At 73.0% G+C, this 16,114-nt stretch carries 11 protein-coding genes; 5 read left to right on the top strand and 6 right to left on the bottom strand.

Annotation, left to right across the window (positions count from 1 at the left end; all coding sequences use genetic code 11):
* Positions 1-71 precede the first annotated feature (71 nt).
* Both ACTWNK_RS24980 and ACTWNK_RS24975 read right to left on the bottom strand, forming a co-directional pair.
* On the bottom strand, positions 72-2,096 hold the full coding sequence (locus tag ACTWNK_RS24980; protein ID WP_474306937.1) for a sigma-70 family RNA polymerase sigma factor: 2,025 nt from the start codon (positions 2,094-2,096) through the stop codon (positions 72-74).
* Positions 2,096-2,419, bottom strand: coding sequence for a YciI family protein (locus ACTWNK_RS24975; RefSeq protein ID WP_474306936.1), 324 nt, complete (start codon positions 2,417-2,419; stop codon positions 2,096-2,098). Before ACTWNK_RS24975 ends, ACTWNK_RS24980 begins: the two co-directional genes overlap by 1 nt.
* A gap of 138 nt (positions 2,420-2,557) precedes the next feature.
* Between ACTWNK_RS24975 and ACTWNK_RS24970 the strand changes: the two genes are divergently transcribed.
* From ACTWNK_RS24970 to ACTWNK_RS24960, 3 genes are all read left to right on the top strand, one after another.
* Positions 2,558-3,205 carry a DUF998 domain-containing protein gene (locus ACTWNK_RS24970; protein ID WP_474306934.1) on the top strand — a complete coding sequence of 216 codons (648 nt, stop codon included), beginning with the start codon at positions 2,558-2,560 and terminating at the stop codon, positions 3,203-3,205.
* Between the two features lie 96 nt (positions 3,206-3,301).
* A complete protein-coding gene (locus ACTWNK_RS24965) occupies positions 3,302-4,528 on the top strand; it encodes an MFS transporter (protein WP_474306933.1) in 1,227 nt (408 codons plus the stop codon).
* 121 nt (positions 4,529-4,649) lie between these two features.
* Positions 4,650-5,444: an alpha/beta fold hydrolase gene (locus ACTWNK_RS24960; RefSeq protein WP_474306932.1), complete on the top strand. Its 795-nt coding sequence runs from the start codon at positions 4,650-4,652 to the stop codon at positions 5,442-5,444.
* Between the two features lie 52 nt (positions 5,445-5,496).
* On the opposite strand, the gene ACTWNK_RS24955 is transcribed toward ACTWNK_RS24960, so the two are convergent.
* From ACTWNK_RS24955 to ACTWNK_RS24940, 4 genes are all read right to left on the bottom strand, one after another.
* A complete protein-coding gene (locus tag ACTWNK_RS24955; protein WP_474306931.1) occupies positions 5,497-6,291 on the bottom strand; it encodes an alpha/beta hydrolase in 795 nt (264 codons plus the stop codon).
* A gap of 94 nt (positions 6,292-6,385) precedes the next feature.
* Entirely contained in the window at positions 6,386-6,556 is a 171-nt protein-coding gene (locus ACTWNK_RS24950; protein ID WP_474306930.1) for an alpha/beta fold hydrolase, read from the bottom strand.
* Between the two features lie 254 nt (positions 6,557-6,810).
* A complete protein-coding gene (locus ACTWNK_RS24945) occupies positions 6,811-9,564 on the bottom strand; it encodes an AAA family ATPase (RefSeq protein ID WP_474306929.1) in 2,754 nt (917 codons plus the stop codon).
* 75 nt (positions 9,565-9,639) lie between these two features.
* A complete protein-coding gene (locus tag ACTWNK_RS24940) occupies positions 9,640-12,345 on the bottom strand; it encodes a helix-turn-helix transcriptional regulator (protein WP_474306928.1) in 2,706 nt (901 codons plus the stop codon).
* A gap of 574 nt (positions 12,346-12,919) precedes the next feature.
* Between ACTWNK_RS24940 and ACTWNK_RS24935 the strand changes: the two genes are divergently transcribed.
* On the top strand, positions 12,920-14,341 hold the full coding sequence (locus ACTWNK_RS24935; RefSeq protein ID WP_474306926.1) for a TIR domain-containing protein: 1,422 nt from the start codon (positions 12,920-12,922) through the stop codon (positions 14,339-14,341).
* Positions 14,338-16,089: an SPFH domain-containing protein gene (locus tag ACTWNK_RS24930; protein WP_474306925.1), complete on the top strand. Its 1,752-nt coding sequence runs from the start codon at positions 14,338-14,340 to the stop codon at positions 16,087-16,089. Before ACTWNK_RS24935 ends, ACTWNK_RS24930 begins: the two co-directional genes overlap by 4 nt.
* The last annotated feature ends 25 nt before the right edge of the window (positions 16,090-16,114 follow it).

Below are 16,114 nucleotides of genomic sequence, written 5' to 3'. Positions count from 1 at the left end.
TCCCGCCCACTCGGTGGTGCGTCCGACCTCCCCTGTGCATCGCGCGGGACGGGTCCGGTGCTACCGGGACGTCAGCGTCCGGGCTTCAGCAGGCGAAGCGTGTAACCGTGCCCGGCCGGGTCGAGGCGACGGGTGGCCTGCTTGAACAGGTACTCGGCCCTGGGATAGGACAGCCTTCCCCGGCCGGTCTCCGGACACAGGTCGGCGGCGGCGGGCGCCCTGGCGGGCGATGGCCGCCGGTCGGCCAGGAACAGCGGCCCCCGGGTACGCCCCTCCAGCAGCAGGGGCAGCAACGCCGCCGTCCCGGAGCGCCAGCCGATCGGCCCGCCGGGCGTGCGCGCGACACGGTCGCCGAGATCGAGCCTTTCGACGTCAAGGGCGAGCACGGCCCGTACGGCCGCGCCGGACTCGTGCAGCAGCCGCCACAACGTGAGCTCACGCACGGCCACACCGGGCAGCGCCCAGACGGCGGCCAGCGACTCCCCGTCGATCGGCGCGGCGCGCTGCCTGCTCTGCTTCCTGCGTTCGAGTCCGGCGCCGAGGTCGCCGAGCCCGGCCCAGCCGCCGAACGAGCGCAACGCCGAACGATGCCGGTTCCAGGTCGCCGGGGCCGCCGCCCCCCACGCCGTGCGGAAGGCCGCCTCCACCCGCCCGGCGTCGAGCCCGGCCAGGGGCAGCCGCTCGCCGAGCGCCAGGCACAGGCGGCGCACCGTCTGGCCGTAGGAGCGTGCGGTCTCGGCGTCCAGGTCGTCGCGTGCCAGGAAGGCCGTCGCCGCCGCGCCGAGCGTGCGGCCGTCCGGCGTCTCCTCCACCGCGATCTCACGCGCCCGGCGCGTCAGGAACGCGCGCTCGGCGACATTGCCGGTGAGCGAGGCGGCGCGTTCGAACTCCAGGCGCGCCTCGGCGTGACGGCCGAGACGCAGCAGCAGGTCGCCTCTGACGCCGGGCAGCAGGTGGTAGTCGCGCAGCGCCGGATCGGCGGTCAGCGCGTCGGCCAGGTCGAGCCCGGCCTGCGGCCCGTACGCCATGCCGACGGCCACCGCCCGGTTGAGCTGCACGACCGGCGTGGGCATCACGGCGGCCAGCGCGGCGTACAGGGCGGCGATCTGGGCCCAGTCGGTGGCTTCGGCGGTGCGCGCCTGGGCGTGGCAGACCGCGACGGCGGCCTGAAGGACGTACGGGCCCGGCGCCAGGCCGCGTCCGGCCGCCGCCTGGCGGGCGCGGAGCATGGCGGTGAAGCCCCGGCGGATGAGGAGCTGGTCCCAGCGGCCCCTGTTCTGCTCGTGCAGCTGGACGATCTCGCCGGAGCGACCGATGCGGGCGGCCGAGCGCGAGGCCTGGATCTCCATCAGCGCGACGAGCCCGTGCGCCTCGGGCTCGTCGCGGGCGAGCTCGGCCAGCATCCGGCCGAGCCGCAGCGCCTCCAGGCAGAGGTCCTGGCGGATCAGGTCGTCGCCCGAGGTGGCCGAGTACCCCTCGTTGAAGACGAGGTAGACGACCTCAAGCACCGACGACAGCCGTACGGCCAGCTCGGGCCCGGAGGGCAGTTCGAACACCGCACCCTGCTCGGCCAGGGTGCGCTTGGCCTGCGCGACCCGCTGGGCGATCACGCTCTCGGAGGTCAGGAAGGCCCTGCCGATCTCCGCCGCCGTCAGCCCGCCGAGCAGCCGCAGCGTCAGCGCGACCCGCGCCTGCGTGCTCAGCGCCGGATGGCAGGACATGAACATCAGCCTGAGCACGTCGTCGGAGTCGTCGGAGTCGTCGGAGTCGCCTGGGGAGCCGGGGTCGCCGAGTTCACGTGCGAGCTGCTCGTGCCTGTCGTCGAGGCGGCGGGCGCGCCGGATGTGGTCGACGGCCCGGCGTCTGGCGATCGTCGTCAGCCAGGCGCCGGGGCTGGCGGGCACGCCGGTCGACGGCCACTGTTCGAGCGCGGCCACCAGGGCGTCCTGGGCCAGCTCCTCGGCCAGGCCGACGTCGCGCACCATCCGGGTCAGCCCGGCGATGATCCTGGCCGACTCCATCTTCCACACCGCGTCGATCGTGCGGTGCACATCGCCTCCGGCCGACGGGTGGCCGGAGGGTGCGCCGGGGTCCATCAGGGGCCGAACACCTGCTGCAGCACGCTCTGCCCGTCGCCCACGATGGCGCGGAAGCGGCGGCCGAGCTCGATCGCCTCCTCCTTGGAGCGCACCTCGACGAGCGCGAACCCGGCCACGGCCTCCTTGGCCTCGGCGAAGGGCCCGTCGGTCACGGTGACCTCGCCGCCGACCGAGGTCAGCACGACGCCGCCCTGCTCCAGCCCGCCGGTGGCCAGCAGCACGCCGGAGGCGCTCAGCTCCTCGACGAACTTGGCCATCTCGATGTAGAGGTTCTCGTCGGGCGCGGTCTCGGACGCCTTGGACATCATCAGGTAGCGCATGGGGCTCTCTCTTTCCCTTGGTTGTCCCGCCTGAGCGTCGGACAACCGATGTGACAGGGAACTCTAGACGTTCCCTGTCACATGCCTCAAGCGACGCAACGGTGAAAGCGCGAGCCGTACCTCCGAAAGGCATCGATCATGGCCACCACCACCGCCGCCCCCGCCGTCCCCCGCGTGCGTACCCGTACCCTGCTCACCTGTGCGGCGGTCGCCGCGCCGCTGTGGGCGGGCCTCTCGCTGGCCCAGGCGGCCACCCGCGAGGGCTTCGACCTGACCAGGCACCCGCTGAGCGCGCTCAGCACCGGCTCGACCGGCTGGCTGCAGATCGCCACCTTCGTCGTCGCCGGGCTGCTCACCGTCGCGGGGGCGAGCGGGCTGCGCCGGGCCCTGGCGGGCGGGCCGGGCGGCACCTGGGCGCCGCGCCTGGTGCTGATCAACGGCGTCGGCATGGTCGCGGCCGGGCTGCTGGTGATGGATCCGGCGGACGGCTTCCCCGTCGGCACGCCGTCCGGGATGCCCGCCTCGATGAGCTGGCACGCCTACGGGCACATGGCGGCCGGGTCGGTGGCGTTCGCCGCGCTCATCGCCGCCTGCTACGTGCTGGCCGTGCACTTCGGGCGTACGGGCAGGCGTGCCGACGCCGTCGCGTCCGTCGTGGCGGGCAGCGCGCTGCTGCTGGGCAACGGCTGGGCGATGGGCGGCGGCACGGCCGGTTCGCTGACGCTGGCCGTCGGCGCGATCACCGCCATGCTGTGGATCTCGCTCGTCGCCGCCCGGCTGCGGTGAGCGCCCGCACGCGGGTCCGCGATCGGCCAAGCGCACGCCCCGATGGTTGGCCGATCGGCCAAGGACTGCCGTGCCCGCTTCGCACAGGGTTGCCCCATGAAGAACTCCCAGGGCGACGGGCGCTCCCTCATGCGGCTGTATCCGGTGCTCGCCGTCGGCATGCTGGCGATCACCGACGCCTTCGTCAACCAGGCGCTGAACGTGCTCGCACCCGACATCACCGCCTCGCTCGGCGGCTCGACCGGCGCGCTGACCTCGCTGCTGGCCATCCAGTTGCTGGCCGTGGGCGTGGCGCCGTTCCTGATGTCGGCGCTGGTCGGCGGGCGGCCGATCAGGGCGGCCGTGTCGATCGTCACCGGCCTGGTGTGGAGCGTGTGCACCGTCGCCATCGCCTTCGCGCCCGACATGTGGACACTGGGCGGGCTGCTGCTGCTCAGCGGCCTGGCCAACGGCAGCCAGATCGCCCTGCACGCCCCCCTGCTCGCCGACCTCTACCCGCCCGCCGTGCGCGGCCGTGTCCTGGCCCTGTACGGCGCCGCGATGCCGGCCGGGGCGATCCTCAGCCCGCTGACGGTCTCGGCGCTGTCCGGGTGGTTCGGCCTGGAGTGGCGTGCGGTCTATGTCGTGCTCGGGCTGCTCTCGCTGGCGGGGTGCCTGGCGGCAACGCGGCTGCGCGATCCGGGGATCGGGCGCTACGACGTGGTGGTGTCCGGCCGGGGCGGGTTGTTGCGGACCCGGACGTTGCGCAGGGTGTTCGCGACCTTCATCGCCTACGGGATGCTGCTGGTGCCCGCCGCGACGTTCCTCGCGGTGCATCTCAAGGAGCGGTGGGGGCTGGACACCGGTGCGCGGGGGCTGTTCACGGCCGCGTGTTCGGGTGCGGCGATCGTGGTGCTGGTCACGATCGGGCGGCGGCTGGACGCGGTGTTCCAGGCCGACGCGCGCAGGCTGCCCGTCGTCGTCGCCTGGGCGCTGGCCGGTTCGGCGCTGGCCTTCGCCGGGGGAGCGGTCGCGCCCTCGCTGCCGCTGGCGCTAGGGGCGTTCATGGCCGGGCTGGTGCTGATGCCGCTGCTCGTCCCGATGATCACCATGATCATGATCGCGGTGACCGTACCGGCCCAGCGCAGCTACATGGCCAGCCTGTTCGGCATCGGCCTGGCGATCGGCGGGCTCGCCGGGGCCGGGCTGCTCAGCACGGTGGAGGCGAGCTTCGGCACGCCCGGCGCGGTCGTCTCGATCGCCGTGCCCGGCCTGGTCGCCGGGCTCATCATCGCCTCCACGACGCGTACCGTTCGCGGCGATCTCCTCGCGAGCCACGTCTAGCGCGTCCGGCGTTCCGGCTCACAGGACTGCGACATGGCCTGTCGGACTACGCGGAACGCGGGATGCGACTCCCGGGCCGCCCGGCCGACGATGTGTGGGTCAAACCGACCCAAGGAGCGTCATGTCCAGGTTTATCCGTACAGTGGTGGCCGCCTTCCTGCTGGCAGCCCTCGCGTTCGCCCTTCCGGCCCAGGCGACGGGCACGCCCAAGACCAAGCCCACGGTCGTGCTCGTCCACGGCGCGTTCGCCGACTCCAGCGGGTGGAACGAGGTCGCCGCCCGGCTGATCCGCAAGGGCTATCCGGTCGTCGCCTTCTCCAATCCGCTGCGCGGGCCGCACTCCGACGCCGAGTACCTGCGTCAGTTCCTCAGCACGATCGAGGGCAAGATCGTCCTGGTCGGCCACTCCTACGGCGGCGCGGTCATCTCCAACGCCGCCACCGGCGACGCCGACGTCACCTCCCTGGTGTACGTCGCCGCCTACGCCCTCGACGAGGGAGAGAGCGTGTCGGACGCCAACCACCTGGCCGGAGGCGAGACCGAGGTCACCAACCACCTGAAGACCAAGCCCTTCCCCGGCGCCCAGGGCGGCGACCAGGACGCCTACATCGACCCGGCCCACTTCCACCGCCTGTTCTCCCAGGACCTGCCCCGCAGCACCAGCGCCCTGCTGGCCGCCACCCAGCGTCCCGGCGCGCTCGCGGCCCTGGTGACCCCGTCGGGCCCGCCCGCCTGGAAGACGATCCCGAGCTACTTCGTGGTCGCCAAGCGCGACAACATCATCCCGACCGTCGCCGAGCGCGCGATGGCCAAGCGGGCCAAGGGCGTCATCGTCGAGGTCGACAGCTCGCACGTCCCGATGATCAGCCACCCCGACGTGGTGACCTCGCTGATCCAGAGGGCCGCCGGTCGCTGACGCCGAAAGGAAGAAGGCCCGCCCGACCGGCGGGCCTTCCTCGCCGTCCCCGCTACTCGCTGTGGGTCAGCGCCCAGTCCAGGACGTGGTCGGCGATGGCCTGCCAGCCGGGCGCGGCGGGCAGGAGATGCGGGTAGCCCTCGTAGTGCTTGACCTCGGTCACGGTGTTGGACTTGTAGTGCTTGGCGTTGGACTCCTGGATGGCCGGGGGCATGATGTGGTCCTCGCTGCCCGAGACGAACAGCAGCGGCGCCCGGTCGTCGTTGTGGTAGTCGACCGCAACGGCCTGCTTGCCCGGCTGGAAGTTGGCCAGCACGCTGTCCCACAGGATCCGGCCGGACACCGGGATCGAGTAGCGCTCGTACAGGGCGCGCGACTCCTGCTCGGGGAAGGTGTTGGTGAAGGCGTAGCGCCACTGGTCGTACTCGATCGGCACGGCCTTGTGGTGGTTGGCCGGGCTCTTGAGCACCGGGAAGGTCGACTTCACCTGGCTCAGCGGCACGACGCGCACCCCCTCGGTGGGGGCGGAGTTCAGGGCGACCCCGGCGGCGCCGTACCCGTGGTCGAGCAGGATCTGGGTGAAGGCGCCGCCCGCCGAGTGGCCGATGATGATCGGCTTGGTGTCCAGGCCGTCGAGGATGCCCTCCAGCTTCTCGACGATCTGCGGGACGCGCAGGTCGACGATCGGGGTCGGGTCGGCGCGCAGGGCCTCGACCTCGACCTCGAAGCCGGGATAGCCGGGCGCCAGCACGCGGAAGCCCTTGGCCTCGTAGTGCGTGATCCAGTGCTCCCAGGAACGCGGGGTGACCCAGAAGCCGTGGACGAGAACGATCGTGTCCGGTCTCATAGCAGTCCGTCTCCTTCGAGAAAGGCGAGCAGGTCGTCGCCGAGCTGCTCCTTGTGGGTGTCGGTGATGCCGTGCGGCGTCCCGGGGTAGATCTTCAGCTCCGCGCCCGGCACGAGCGCGCCCCACCGGCCTCGTACGGCACGACCTGGTCGTCGTCCCCGTGCACGACCAGGGTCGGCACGTCGCGTGCGGCCAGGTCGGCGCGGAAGTCGGTGGCGGAGAACGCGGCGATGCACTCGTGGGCGGCACGGTGGTCGGACTCCATGCTCTGACGCCGGAAGGCGTCCCGGATACCCCGCGGCCTGGGACTCCCGGCTGTCGGAGTTCAGCGGCCAGCCATGGCTGAGCACCACCGGGCGTCCCGCTCCGTGGTCTGTATAGAAGATGTCGGCGTAGAAGATGTCCGTGTAGAAGATGTCCGTGCAGCAGACACGGACGCGGTCGGGCGTCGTGACGAACGGCATGCGGCCATGCTGGGGGCACACGGGGCCCGTTCGAATCCGGTGCGGCACGTAGTCGTCACCGCTGCTCGCCCGATGCGTCGCGCAGGGCGTCCTTGAGCCGGCGCCTGGAGTTGACCCGGAGCTTGCGGAAGATCTTGCGCAGGTGGTAGTCGACCGTGCTGGCCGACAGGAACAGCTGGGCGGCGATCTCGGCATTGGTGGCGCCCTCGGCCGCGAGCGTCGCGATCGTCACCTCGTGCGGGGTGAGGTCGGAGTCGCCGCCGCCGCCGCGGGCGCGCGCCTGCTCGCCGGTGGCGACGAGCTCCTTGCCCGCACGCGCGGCGAACCCGACCAGGCCGTTGTCCTCGAAGACGGTGATGGCGGCGTGCAGATGACGCCGGGCGTCGCGGCGGCGTTTGCGGCGGCGCAGCCACTCGCCGTACAGCAGGTGCGCCCTGCCCAGGTCGCTCGGCGCGTGCAGGCCGCCGAGCAGATCGAGCGCCCGCAGGTACGACTCCTCGGCGTGCGGGTCGTGGGCCAGCAGGGCCTGGGCGAGGGCCAGCACGCCCAAGGCGCGGGGCGCGCCGCTCGCGGTGGCCCGGCTGGTGAGCGTCCGCAGCGTCTGCTCGGCCAGCATCCGGTCACCCGAGCGTATCGCCGCCTCGACCAGGTCGGGCAGCAGGCGCGTGTGCATGCCCATGCCGTCGCCGTCCACGAGATGGCGGAGGATGGCGACGGCACGCGCGTACTCGCCCCGGCTCAGCGCGATCAGGGCCTTGCCGATACGGCCCTGCGCCTCGATCGCGCCCACCCCGAGTGCGGCCGAGGCCTCCATCGCCCGCGCCATCCGGACCTCCAGGTGCTCGACCTCGCGCCTGGCCAGCAGCTCCGGATGGCGGTAGACCTCCCACAGCTCCTCGTTCGCGCCCATCGCCGAGCGGATCTGGTGGCACTGCACGATCAGCGCGTCGGCCCGGTCGAGGTCGCCCAGGATGGTCTCCTGCATCGACCAGGCGTACAGCGAGGCGTCGAGGCTGAACAGCGAGCCGGTCCTGCGGGCCACCTCGCCGATGCGCCGCATCACCGCGCGCTGGGTGTCGTCGTCCCAGAGCACCATGACGAGCGTGACGGTCAGCATGGCCTTGAGCAGGACCTCCTCGTCGGAGGTCGCCGGGTCGAGCACGCGTTCGGCCGCACGCCGCAGATGAGGCACGGCCGCCTCGTATCCGTCGAGCACCAGGATCCGGAACGAGGTGAGCACGGGATCGTCGCTGCCCAGCGCCTGCGCGGCCTTGGCGATCTCGGTGAGCGTGGTGCCGGTCGTCAGGTGTTCGGAGGTCACCGCGCGCTCGGCCGCCCGCAGCAGGGCGTCGCTCGCCAGGTCGGGGGCGGCCCCGGCGAACGCGCGTGCCGCCTCCATGAACAGGGCGGGCGCCTGCCCGAAGGCGCCGGGCCTGCCCAGGGAGTACGAGGCGCTGCCCCGGACGATCAGCGCGCGGCCCCGCGTGACGTCGTCGAGGTCGTCGTCGAGGGCGTCGAGCAGGGTCTGGGCCTGCATGGGCGCGCCGCCGGCGAAGGCGGCCTCGGCGGCCGAGACCCGGCGCCGGTCGCGGCGGGCGCCCTGCGGGGTGAGCTCGGCCGCCCTGGCCAGATAGGTGGCCCTGGCCGCGAAACCGCCACGCGCGCCCGCCCGGTCGGCGGAGCGTTCGAGCTCGGCCGCGACCTGCTCGTCCGGCTGCGGGCACGCGGCGGCCAGATGCCAGGCCCGGCGGTCCACATCGGCCGGGCGGGTGGTCGCCGCGGCCAGGGCGGCATGGGCGTGCGCGCGCCGCACACTGGTGGCGCCGCCGTACACGGCCGAGCGGATCAGCGGATGCCGGAAGGCGGCGCTCGCGCCCACGGTCAGCAGCCTGGCCGACTCGGCCGGGGCGCTCGCCGCCGGGTCCAGGCCCAGGGCGCGGGCCGAGGCGGTGATGTAGGCCAGGTCGCCACCGGGCTCGGCGGCGGCCAGCAGCAGCCAGGTCTGCGTGTCCGGCGGCAGGTCGCGCACCCGGCGCAGGTAGTGCTCCTCCAGCTTGCCGCCGATCGGCAGCGGGTCGGGCAGCGAGAGGCCGCCCCTGAGCTGCTCGGACGACAGCTCCCTGCCCAGGTCGGTGAGCGCGAGCGGGTTGCCCGCCGTGGCGGCGGCGATCCGGACGGCGACGCGTTCGTCGAGGGTGCCGTCGACGGTGGTGCGCAGGAGTTCGAGCGCGTCCCGCTCCGGCAGCCCGCCCACCTCGGTGACCGGCAGCCCGGCCAGGCCCGGCAGGTCGGTGCGCATGGCGAACAGCAGGCCGATGCCTTCGGCGTAGGCCCGGCGCGCCACGAAGGCCAGGACGGCGAGCGACTCGCCGTCCAGCCACTGCGCGTCGTCGACACACAGCAGGACCGGCTGGTCGCGGGTCACGTCGGCCAGCAGGCTCAGGGTGGCCAGGCCGACGAGGAACCGGTCGGGTGCGGGACCTTCGGCCAGCCCGAACGCCACCCTGAGCGCCCGGGCCTGCGTCGGGATCAGCCTCTCGTGCCGATTCAGGAACGGGATGAGCAGCCGGTGCAGCCCCGCGTAGGCGAAGGCCGCCTCCTCCCGCACCCCCGCCACCCGGGCGACCCCGACCGAGGGCGTCGCCTGGGCGGAGGCGTGCTCCAGCAGCACGGTCTTGCCGATCCCGGCCTCGCCGCGCAGGACGACGACCCCGCTGAAGCCCTCGCGCAGGGTGGCCACGAAACGGCCGAGCGCCGCGCGTTCGCCGTCGCGCCCGATGATCACAGGGGGCCTGCCGCCCGACACCATGCTCGTGTTCCCTTCCCGAGGCGCCGAACGCCGCCGGGATCGACGCTATGCGGGGCCGCGATCGGCGGGCATCCGTCAGCCGACGTACACCGGGGGATCGAGCGCGTCGCGCAGCTGCCCGCGAGCGGTGATGCCGAGCTTGCGGAACAGCCGGTACAGATGGGTGCTGACCGTGCGGTGCGACAGGTAGAGCTGCTGGCCGATCTCCCGGTTGGACAGCCCGCCCGCCGCCAGCCTGGCGATGTGCAGCTCCTGCGGGGTGAGCCGGTCGACGCCGCTGGAGACACGCAGGTCGCTGGCCTCGCCCGCCGCCCGCAGCTCCTGGCGGGCCCGTTCGCCCCACACCAGCAGGCCGAGCGCGTCGAAGGCGTCGCGCGCGGTGCGCAGCTGCACGCGTGCCTCCAGGATGCGGCGGCGGCGTCGCAGCCACACCCCGTAGGCGAACATCAGCCTGGCCCGGCCGATCGGCCACGGCTCGCCGCTCAGGCCCTGCCGGTAGAGGAGCTCGGCGTCGGCGTCGTCGGCCATCAGCGCACGCGCGTAGCGCAGGCCCTGGTGCAGCAGCGTGGCGGGGGTGCGCTCGGCGATCGCCTCCGCCTCGGCCAGCAGCGGCCTGAGCTCCTCCTTGCGGGCGGGCAGTGCGGCGTCGACCAGGTCGGCGATGGCCCACAGCCGGGTCAGGTGGTGGTAGGCGACGTCGGCGGGGTCGAACAGGCGCCGCAGATGGCCGTAGGCGTCCTCGTGCCGCCCGGCGCACAGGGCGATCATCCCCCGGGCGTGCTCGATGAGCGCGACGGCCGAGCTGTTGGCGCGGGCGCCGAGCACCCGTTCGCCCTCGGCGGCCAGCGCCAGGCCCTGCGCCTCCTCGCCCCGAAGCCCCGCGACCATCGCCTGCCCGGCGTAGGCGGCCGACTGCCATCGGGCCTGCGCGGTCTCGCGGGCCAGGCGCTCGGCCTCCTCGGCGGCCAGCAGCGCACTCGGCGCGTCGCCGCAGAACAGCAGGCTCCAGACCAGCGAGACCAGAGCCTGGGCCAGCAGCCCCAACCGGCCCTGCGCACGCAGATCGGCGATGGCCGCATTCAGGTACGGCACCGCCAGGTCGTGCGCGCCCATCGCACTTCCGGCCACGCCCAGGATCCGGGCCATCGGCGCCTCGAAGGGCGTGTCACGCAGGGCGGCCAGGCGTTCCATGACGTGGGCGCCGCTCTCGATGGGGCTGGCGGTGGCCAGGATCTGCAGCAGTTCCGGGTCGTCGGGCCCGGTGGCCAGGCGCTCGGCCAGGGTGACGACACGCCGGCGCAGGTCCTGGCCCGAGTCGGTCCACCAGCAGCGCAGGGCGGCGGCCCGGACGAAGTTGAGGGCGAGTGTGCGGTCGGCGGCGCTCTCGGCGGCGGCGATGAGCCGCATGATGCGCGGCAGCCCCTCGTTGCGGTTCTCCTCCAGCACCTCCTTCAGCCAGGCCAGCCTGGCCCGCTGGCGCTCACCGGTCAGCTCCGGCTCGGCCAGTGCGACCAGCTCGGCGATCTGGCCCGCCTGGCCGAGTTCGAAGGAGAGCTCGGCGGCGCGCAGAAGGCGTTCGCCCCGGCCGTCCGGCTCCTGGCTGACCTCGGCGGCACGGCGCAGCGCGGCGACCGCGACGGTGATCGCGCCGCGCCGCCTGGCCCGCGCCGCGACCTGCTCCAGATCGGCGGCGACCGAGTCGTCCTGATGGGCGATGGCGGCAGCACGGTGCCAGGTCCTGCGGTCGGGACTGCCGCCGTGCACCTCGGCCAGCGCGGCGTGTACGGCCAGCCGCTCGGCGGGACCGCTCTTCTGGTAGACGGCCGAACGCACCAGCGGGTGGTGGAAGTGCACGCCGCCGCCCTCGGCCCGGACCAGCCCGGCCGCCACGGCGGGGTCGAGCACCTGTGCGCCGACGGGCGTACCCGCGACGATGGAGGCGGCCTCGATCGCGGCGCCCAGGTCGGGCCCGTCGTTGGCGGCGGCTGCCAGCAGCAGACGGGTCCCCGGCGGCAGCAGCACCAGCCTGGCGGCGAACGCACGCTCCAGACGTGCGGTCAGTGGCAGGTACTCCAGATGTCCCGTACGCGCCGAAGGCAGCGCCCTGGGCAGCTCGACCAGGGCCAGCGGATTGCCCGCCGCCTCGGACAGCACCCGCCAGCGCATCCCGGCAGGCAGCGCGGGCGCCCGCGAGTCCAGCAGCGCCTCGGCGTCACGGGGGCCGAGCCCGGAAAGCCGCATGTCGGTCACATCGCTGTCGTCGAGGCTGGTCAGCCAGCCGTCGCGCACCGCCAGCAGCAGCACGATCGGCTCCGAGCGCACCCGCCTGGCCACGAAGCCGAGCACCTCGACGGTGGGCCGGTCGAGCCACTGCACGTCGTCGACGAGCATGAGCAGGGGCCGCTCGGCCGCCGCCTCGCCGAGCAGGTTGAGCACGGCGAGCGCGATGAGGAACGGCTCGGGCGAGCTCACCTCCACCATGCCGAACGCCCCCAGCAGGGCCTCACGCTGGCGCGCGGGCAACTCCCGCACGGAGTCGAGCAGCGGATGCACGAGCTGGTGCAGCCCGGCGAACGGCAGATGCGTCTCGCTCTGCACGCCCGACGTGCTCGAAACGGTCATCCCACGAGCCCGTGCGCGGGCCGCGGCGAGGGCCAGCAGGGCGGACTTGCCGATGCCGGGCGCACCCCGTACGACCAGGGCCTCGCCCCGCTCCCGCACGCCGTCCACAAGCGCTTCGAGGCGCGCGGTCTCGGGCCCGCGTCCGACCAACGAGACCACTGACCGAATCCTCCTCTGATCGCCACCCGGATTGTCGCAGACATACGTCATACGACGAATGCCGGACCTACGGCCGCCCCGGCGTCGCCCCCGGAGCCGTCACACGCAGCCCCGCACCGGAACCCGCCTTCTGACCTTCCGGTACGGCATGCCGCCCACCGGTGATCTCGGGGCTCCTCACCCAGGGCCTCACCCGCGAGAAGCGTCACCCGCGAGAAGCGTCACCCGCGAGAAGCGTCACCCGCGAGAAGCGTCACCCGCGCGCCCGAGGCCCGCTACCCGCTCGCCTTGGCGTCCTCTTCTGACGGCGCGTGCGACATGTTCGTCCGGCTGTGGTCGTGGCGGGCGGATATGCCGGTACCAGATATGCCGGTACCAGATATGCCGGTAACAGATATGCCAGTAAATCGCAGCCCGAAAACCCGCCCCTCGCGAAATGACCGACATTTCCGAAATGCACGACAAAAGCAGACCCTTCGCGCCGGAATTCCAGTTGGCCGGATGGGCTGCCCGCGTCACGAAATAGTGGGACGCTTCTCTTCCAGCACCGGCCGCTGCCAGAAAGGCGTTCCGCGTGATCGACGTGTTCGTCTCGCATGCGCGTGCGGATGCCGAATGGAGCCGTGCGCTGGCGGAACGCCTGGCCGGGCACGGTCTGCGCGTTTTCTTCGACGAATGGGACATCGGGCCCGGCGACATCGTCGTACACGAACTGGACGAGGCCATGCGCACGTCGATGAGCGGGATCGCGGTCATCAGCGCCGAGGCCAACCGGTCGCGATGGGCGCTGCACGAATACGCCGCCCTGATGGGGGAGTCGGCCGGACGCGGGCTGCGATTCGTCCCGGTACTCGTCGGCGACGTCGAACTGCCGCCGTTCGCCGCCTCCCGCGTGTGGTGCGACTTCCGGGGCCTCGGCCCGGCGGAGTTCGCCGCGAAGGCCGCCGTCCTCGCCGACGCCGTGGCCGGGCGGGCCCAGGACGGCGGGACGACGGGCCCGGCCGCCCCCGAGACGATCACCGCGGCGCTTGGCTCGGCGCCGCGACCGCTCAGCGCACCGGAGCAGCCCGCGTTCGTCGTCTGTCACGCGGGCGCCGACCACGACAGGGCGCTCGCCCTGGTCCGCCAGCTGCGCGCCCAGGGCCTGCCCGTGTGGTGGCCGGGCGACCTGCGGCCGGGCGACGAGCAGTTCTGGCACATCAGACGGCAGATACGGCACGCGCTCGCGGTCGTCGTCCTGATGTCGCCGCACTCCCAGGACTCCGACGACATCACCCGCATGATCATCGAAGGCCAGCTGCACGCCCGCCCCTTCTTCCCGCTGCTGCTGTCCGGTCCGCGCAACTACCACCTGGCCCACGTCTGGTACGTCGACGCCAGGAACGGCCGCCCGCTCGACGAGGCCGAGATCGCGATCCTGCGCCGCCTGCGCGAGGCGCACGCGGCCGGGCAGCCGGTCGAGCACGCAGACGTCCTGCCCGCCCCGCTGGCCGACCCGCCCGTACGCGCGCTGCGGCAGCCGGCCCCGGCGGCGCTGGACCGGCTCGGCCGCCACCTCGGCGCCGGCGACCTGCGCCACGCCGACCTGCTGACGACGCTGATCCTCCTGGAGGGCGCCGACCGCCTCGAACAGGGCTGGCTGCGCAGGGCGGACGCCGCACGGCTGCCGCTCGACCTGCTGGCCGGGGTCGACGCCCTGTGGTCCGCGCACACCGGCGGCGCCCAGGGGCTGCGCGTCCAGTACGGCCTGGCCGGGGTCGTCAGGGGACGCGCCGCGGAGTTCACCGCACAGCAGTACGCCTACGGGTGGCGGCTGACGGCCGACGAGGTCGTCCCACGCCGATACGGGGAGTTCGCCGGGCGCTCGGGCGGGCCCGGTTTCTTCCCCACCCTGCGCAATCCGCAGACCGAACAGTTCATCGACTGGTACGACCAGTGGACCGCGACGGTGCTCGCCGTGCACCAGCGGCTGCGGGCGTGGACGGAGACCGGATGACCGTACTGATCGTGCTCGTCCTGCTCGCCGGAGCGGGGGTCTGGATCGGCGTGGCCGGTCGCGTCGTGGTGCCCGAGGACCACGTGGGCGTGCTCGCGCGACGCCTCGGCCGCAAGGACCACCGCTACCCGAAGGTCGCGCCGGGCAACACGCGCGGCCCCCAGGCGCGCACGCTGCGACCCGGCCAGGTGCGCTGGCTGATGCCCGGCCTCTACGACGTGGAGTTCGTGCGGAGGATCGACGTGCCCGCCGGGATGATCGGTCTGGTCAAGGCCGAGGAGGGCCGTCAGCGCCCGCGCGGCACGACCCTGGGCAGGCACGTGGAGTGCGACAACTTCCAGGACGGCGCGGCCTTCCTGCTCAACGAGGGGGAGCAGGGCTACCAGGTCTCCACCCTCGACGGCGACATGTCCTACTCCATCAATCCCAGGCTGTTCAGTGTGGAGATCGTCCCGCGCACGTACGTACCGACGGGAACGGTCGGCCTGGTCCTCGCGCGCACGGGCCGGATCCGGCCCGCCGACCAGTCGTTCGGCAGGCACGTGGAGTGCGACAACTTCCAGGACGGCGAGGCCTTCCTGGTCGGAGGCGGCGAGCAGGGCCGCCAGCTCGCCATCCTCAGCGGCGGCGCCTCCTACGACATCAACCCGCGCCTGTTCACCGTGATCACCGTGGACCGGGTCGCCGAGGCCGAGGACGGCCTGACCGCCGACCACCTCAAGGAGATCTCGATCCCGGTCGGCAACGTCGGTGTGGTGATCACGCTGGACGGGGCCGAGGGCGGCGCCGAGGTGTCGGGCAGGGGAGGCGACCACCGCAGCTTCCGGCTCCCATGGGTGTTCCTCGCCAGGGGCGGCACCAGGGGCGTGCAGCAGCAGACGCTGGGCGAAGGCGCCGTCTACGCGCTGAACCCCTGGTTCGTCCGGGTGGTGCTCATCCCGACCCGGCTGCTCATCCTGGAATGGCGCGACAAGAGCGACAACGAGAAGCAGCGCAACTACGACGCCGAACTGGAGCGCATCACGATCCGCGTACAGGGCTACCGGCTGCACGTCGACATGAGCCAGACCCTGAAGATCACCGAGAAGGCCGCGCCGAAACTGGTGAGCGAGTTCGGCGGCACCGGCGGGTCCGGGCTCGGCGGCCTGGTCGACGACCCCGAGCCGGTGCAGCGATTCGTGGAGAAGGTCCTGGGCAACACCGTCGCCTCCTACTTCGCGACGATCGCCACATCGGGCACGATCGAGGAGTTCCTGCGGACCTACGCCGAGACCCGCGCCGAGTTCGCCACCCAGGTACGCGCCGCGGTCGAAGGCTGGGGCGTCAAGGCCATCAGCACGAACCTCGGCAATGTCGAGGCCGACGATCCCAAGCTGAACGAGAGCCTGCAACGCGAGGCCGACGAGCAGATCAGGGGCAAGACCATGCTCGTCACGCGCGGCTTCATGAGCGTCGAGGACGAGATCGACGAGTACCGCGCCCGCGCCGAACGCCGCCGCGCCGCCCTCGAACTCAGGGCCGAGGTGGACGCCGTCGGCCTGGACAACGCCACCATGCTCCGCATGATCGACTCGATCGCCAAGATGGACGTGCCCGACTTCATCGGCGACGCCACCAACGCGGCCGAGGTCCTGCCCATGCCCATCCTGCGCGAACTGATCGGCCGCCTGCGCGAGATGCGCGACCCCCAGGCCCTCGACCCGGCCACCCCCAAGCCGGCCGTCGGACCTGGCGAGCACCCCGCCTGACCCCCCTGCGCCTGACCCCCAGCGC

It is taken from the genome of Nonomuraea sp. IBHARD001, assembly GCF_056106265.1.
The sequence above is the reverse complement of the archived record's forward strand: the minus strand, read 5'-3'. Positions and strand labels throughout refer to the sequence as shown.

Coding starts and splice junctions, on each gene's coding strand:
- ACTWNK_RS24945 (WP_474306929.1), bottom strand. CDS start 9,564: ATGGTGTCGGGCGGCAGGCCCCCTGTGATCATCGGGCGCGACGGCGAA.
- ACTWNK_RS24970 (WP_474306934.1), top strand. CDS start 2,558: ATGGCCACCACCACCGCCGCCCCCGCCGTCCCCCGCGTGCGTACCCGT.
- ACTWNK_RS24975 (WP_474306936.1), bottom strand. CDS start 2,419: ATGCGCTACCTGATGATGTCCAAGGCGTCCGAGACCGCGCCCGACGAG.
- ACTWNK_RS24965 (WP_474306933.1), top strand. CDS start 3,302: ATGAAGAACTCCCAGGGCGACGGGCGCTCCCTCATGCGGCTGTATCCG.
- ACTWNK_RS24960 (WP_474306932.1), top strand. CDS start 4,650: ATGTCCAGGTTTATCCGTACAGTGGTGGCCGCCTTCCTGCTGGCAGCC.
- ACTWNK_RS24955 (WP_474306931.1), bottom strand. CDS start 6,291: ATGAGACCGGACACGATCGTTCTCGTCCACGGCTTCTGGGTCACCCCG.
- ACTWNK_RS24980 (WP_474306937.1), bottom strand. CDS start 2,096: ATGGACCCCGGCGCACCCTCCGGCCACCCGTCGGCCGGAGGCGATGTG.
- ACTWNK_RS24950 (WP_474306930.1), bottom strand. CDS start 6,556: ATGGAGTCCGACCACCGTGCCGCCCACGAGTGCATCGCCGCGTTCTCC.
- ACTWNK_RS24930 (WP_474306925.1), top strand. CDS start 14,338: ATGACCGTACTGATCGTGCTCGTCCTGCTCGCCGGAGCGGGGGTCTGG.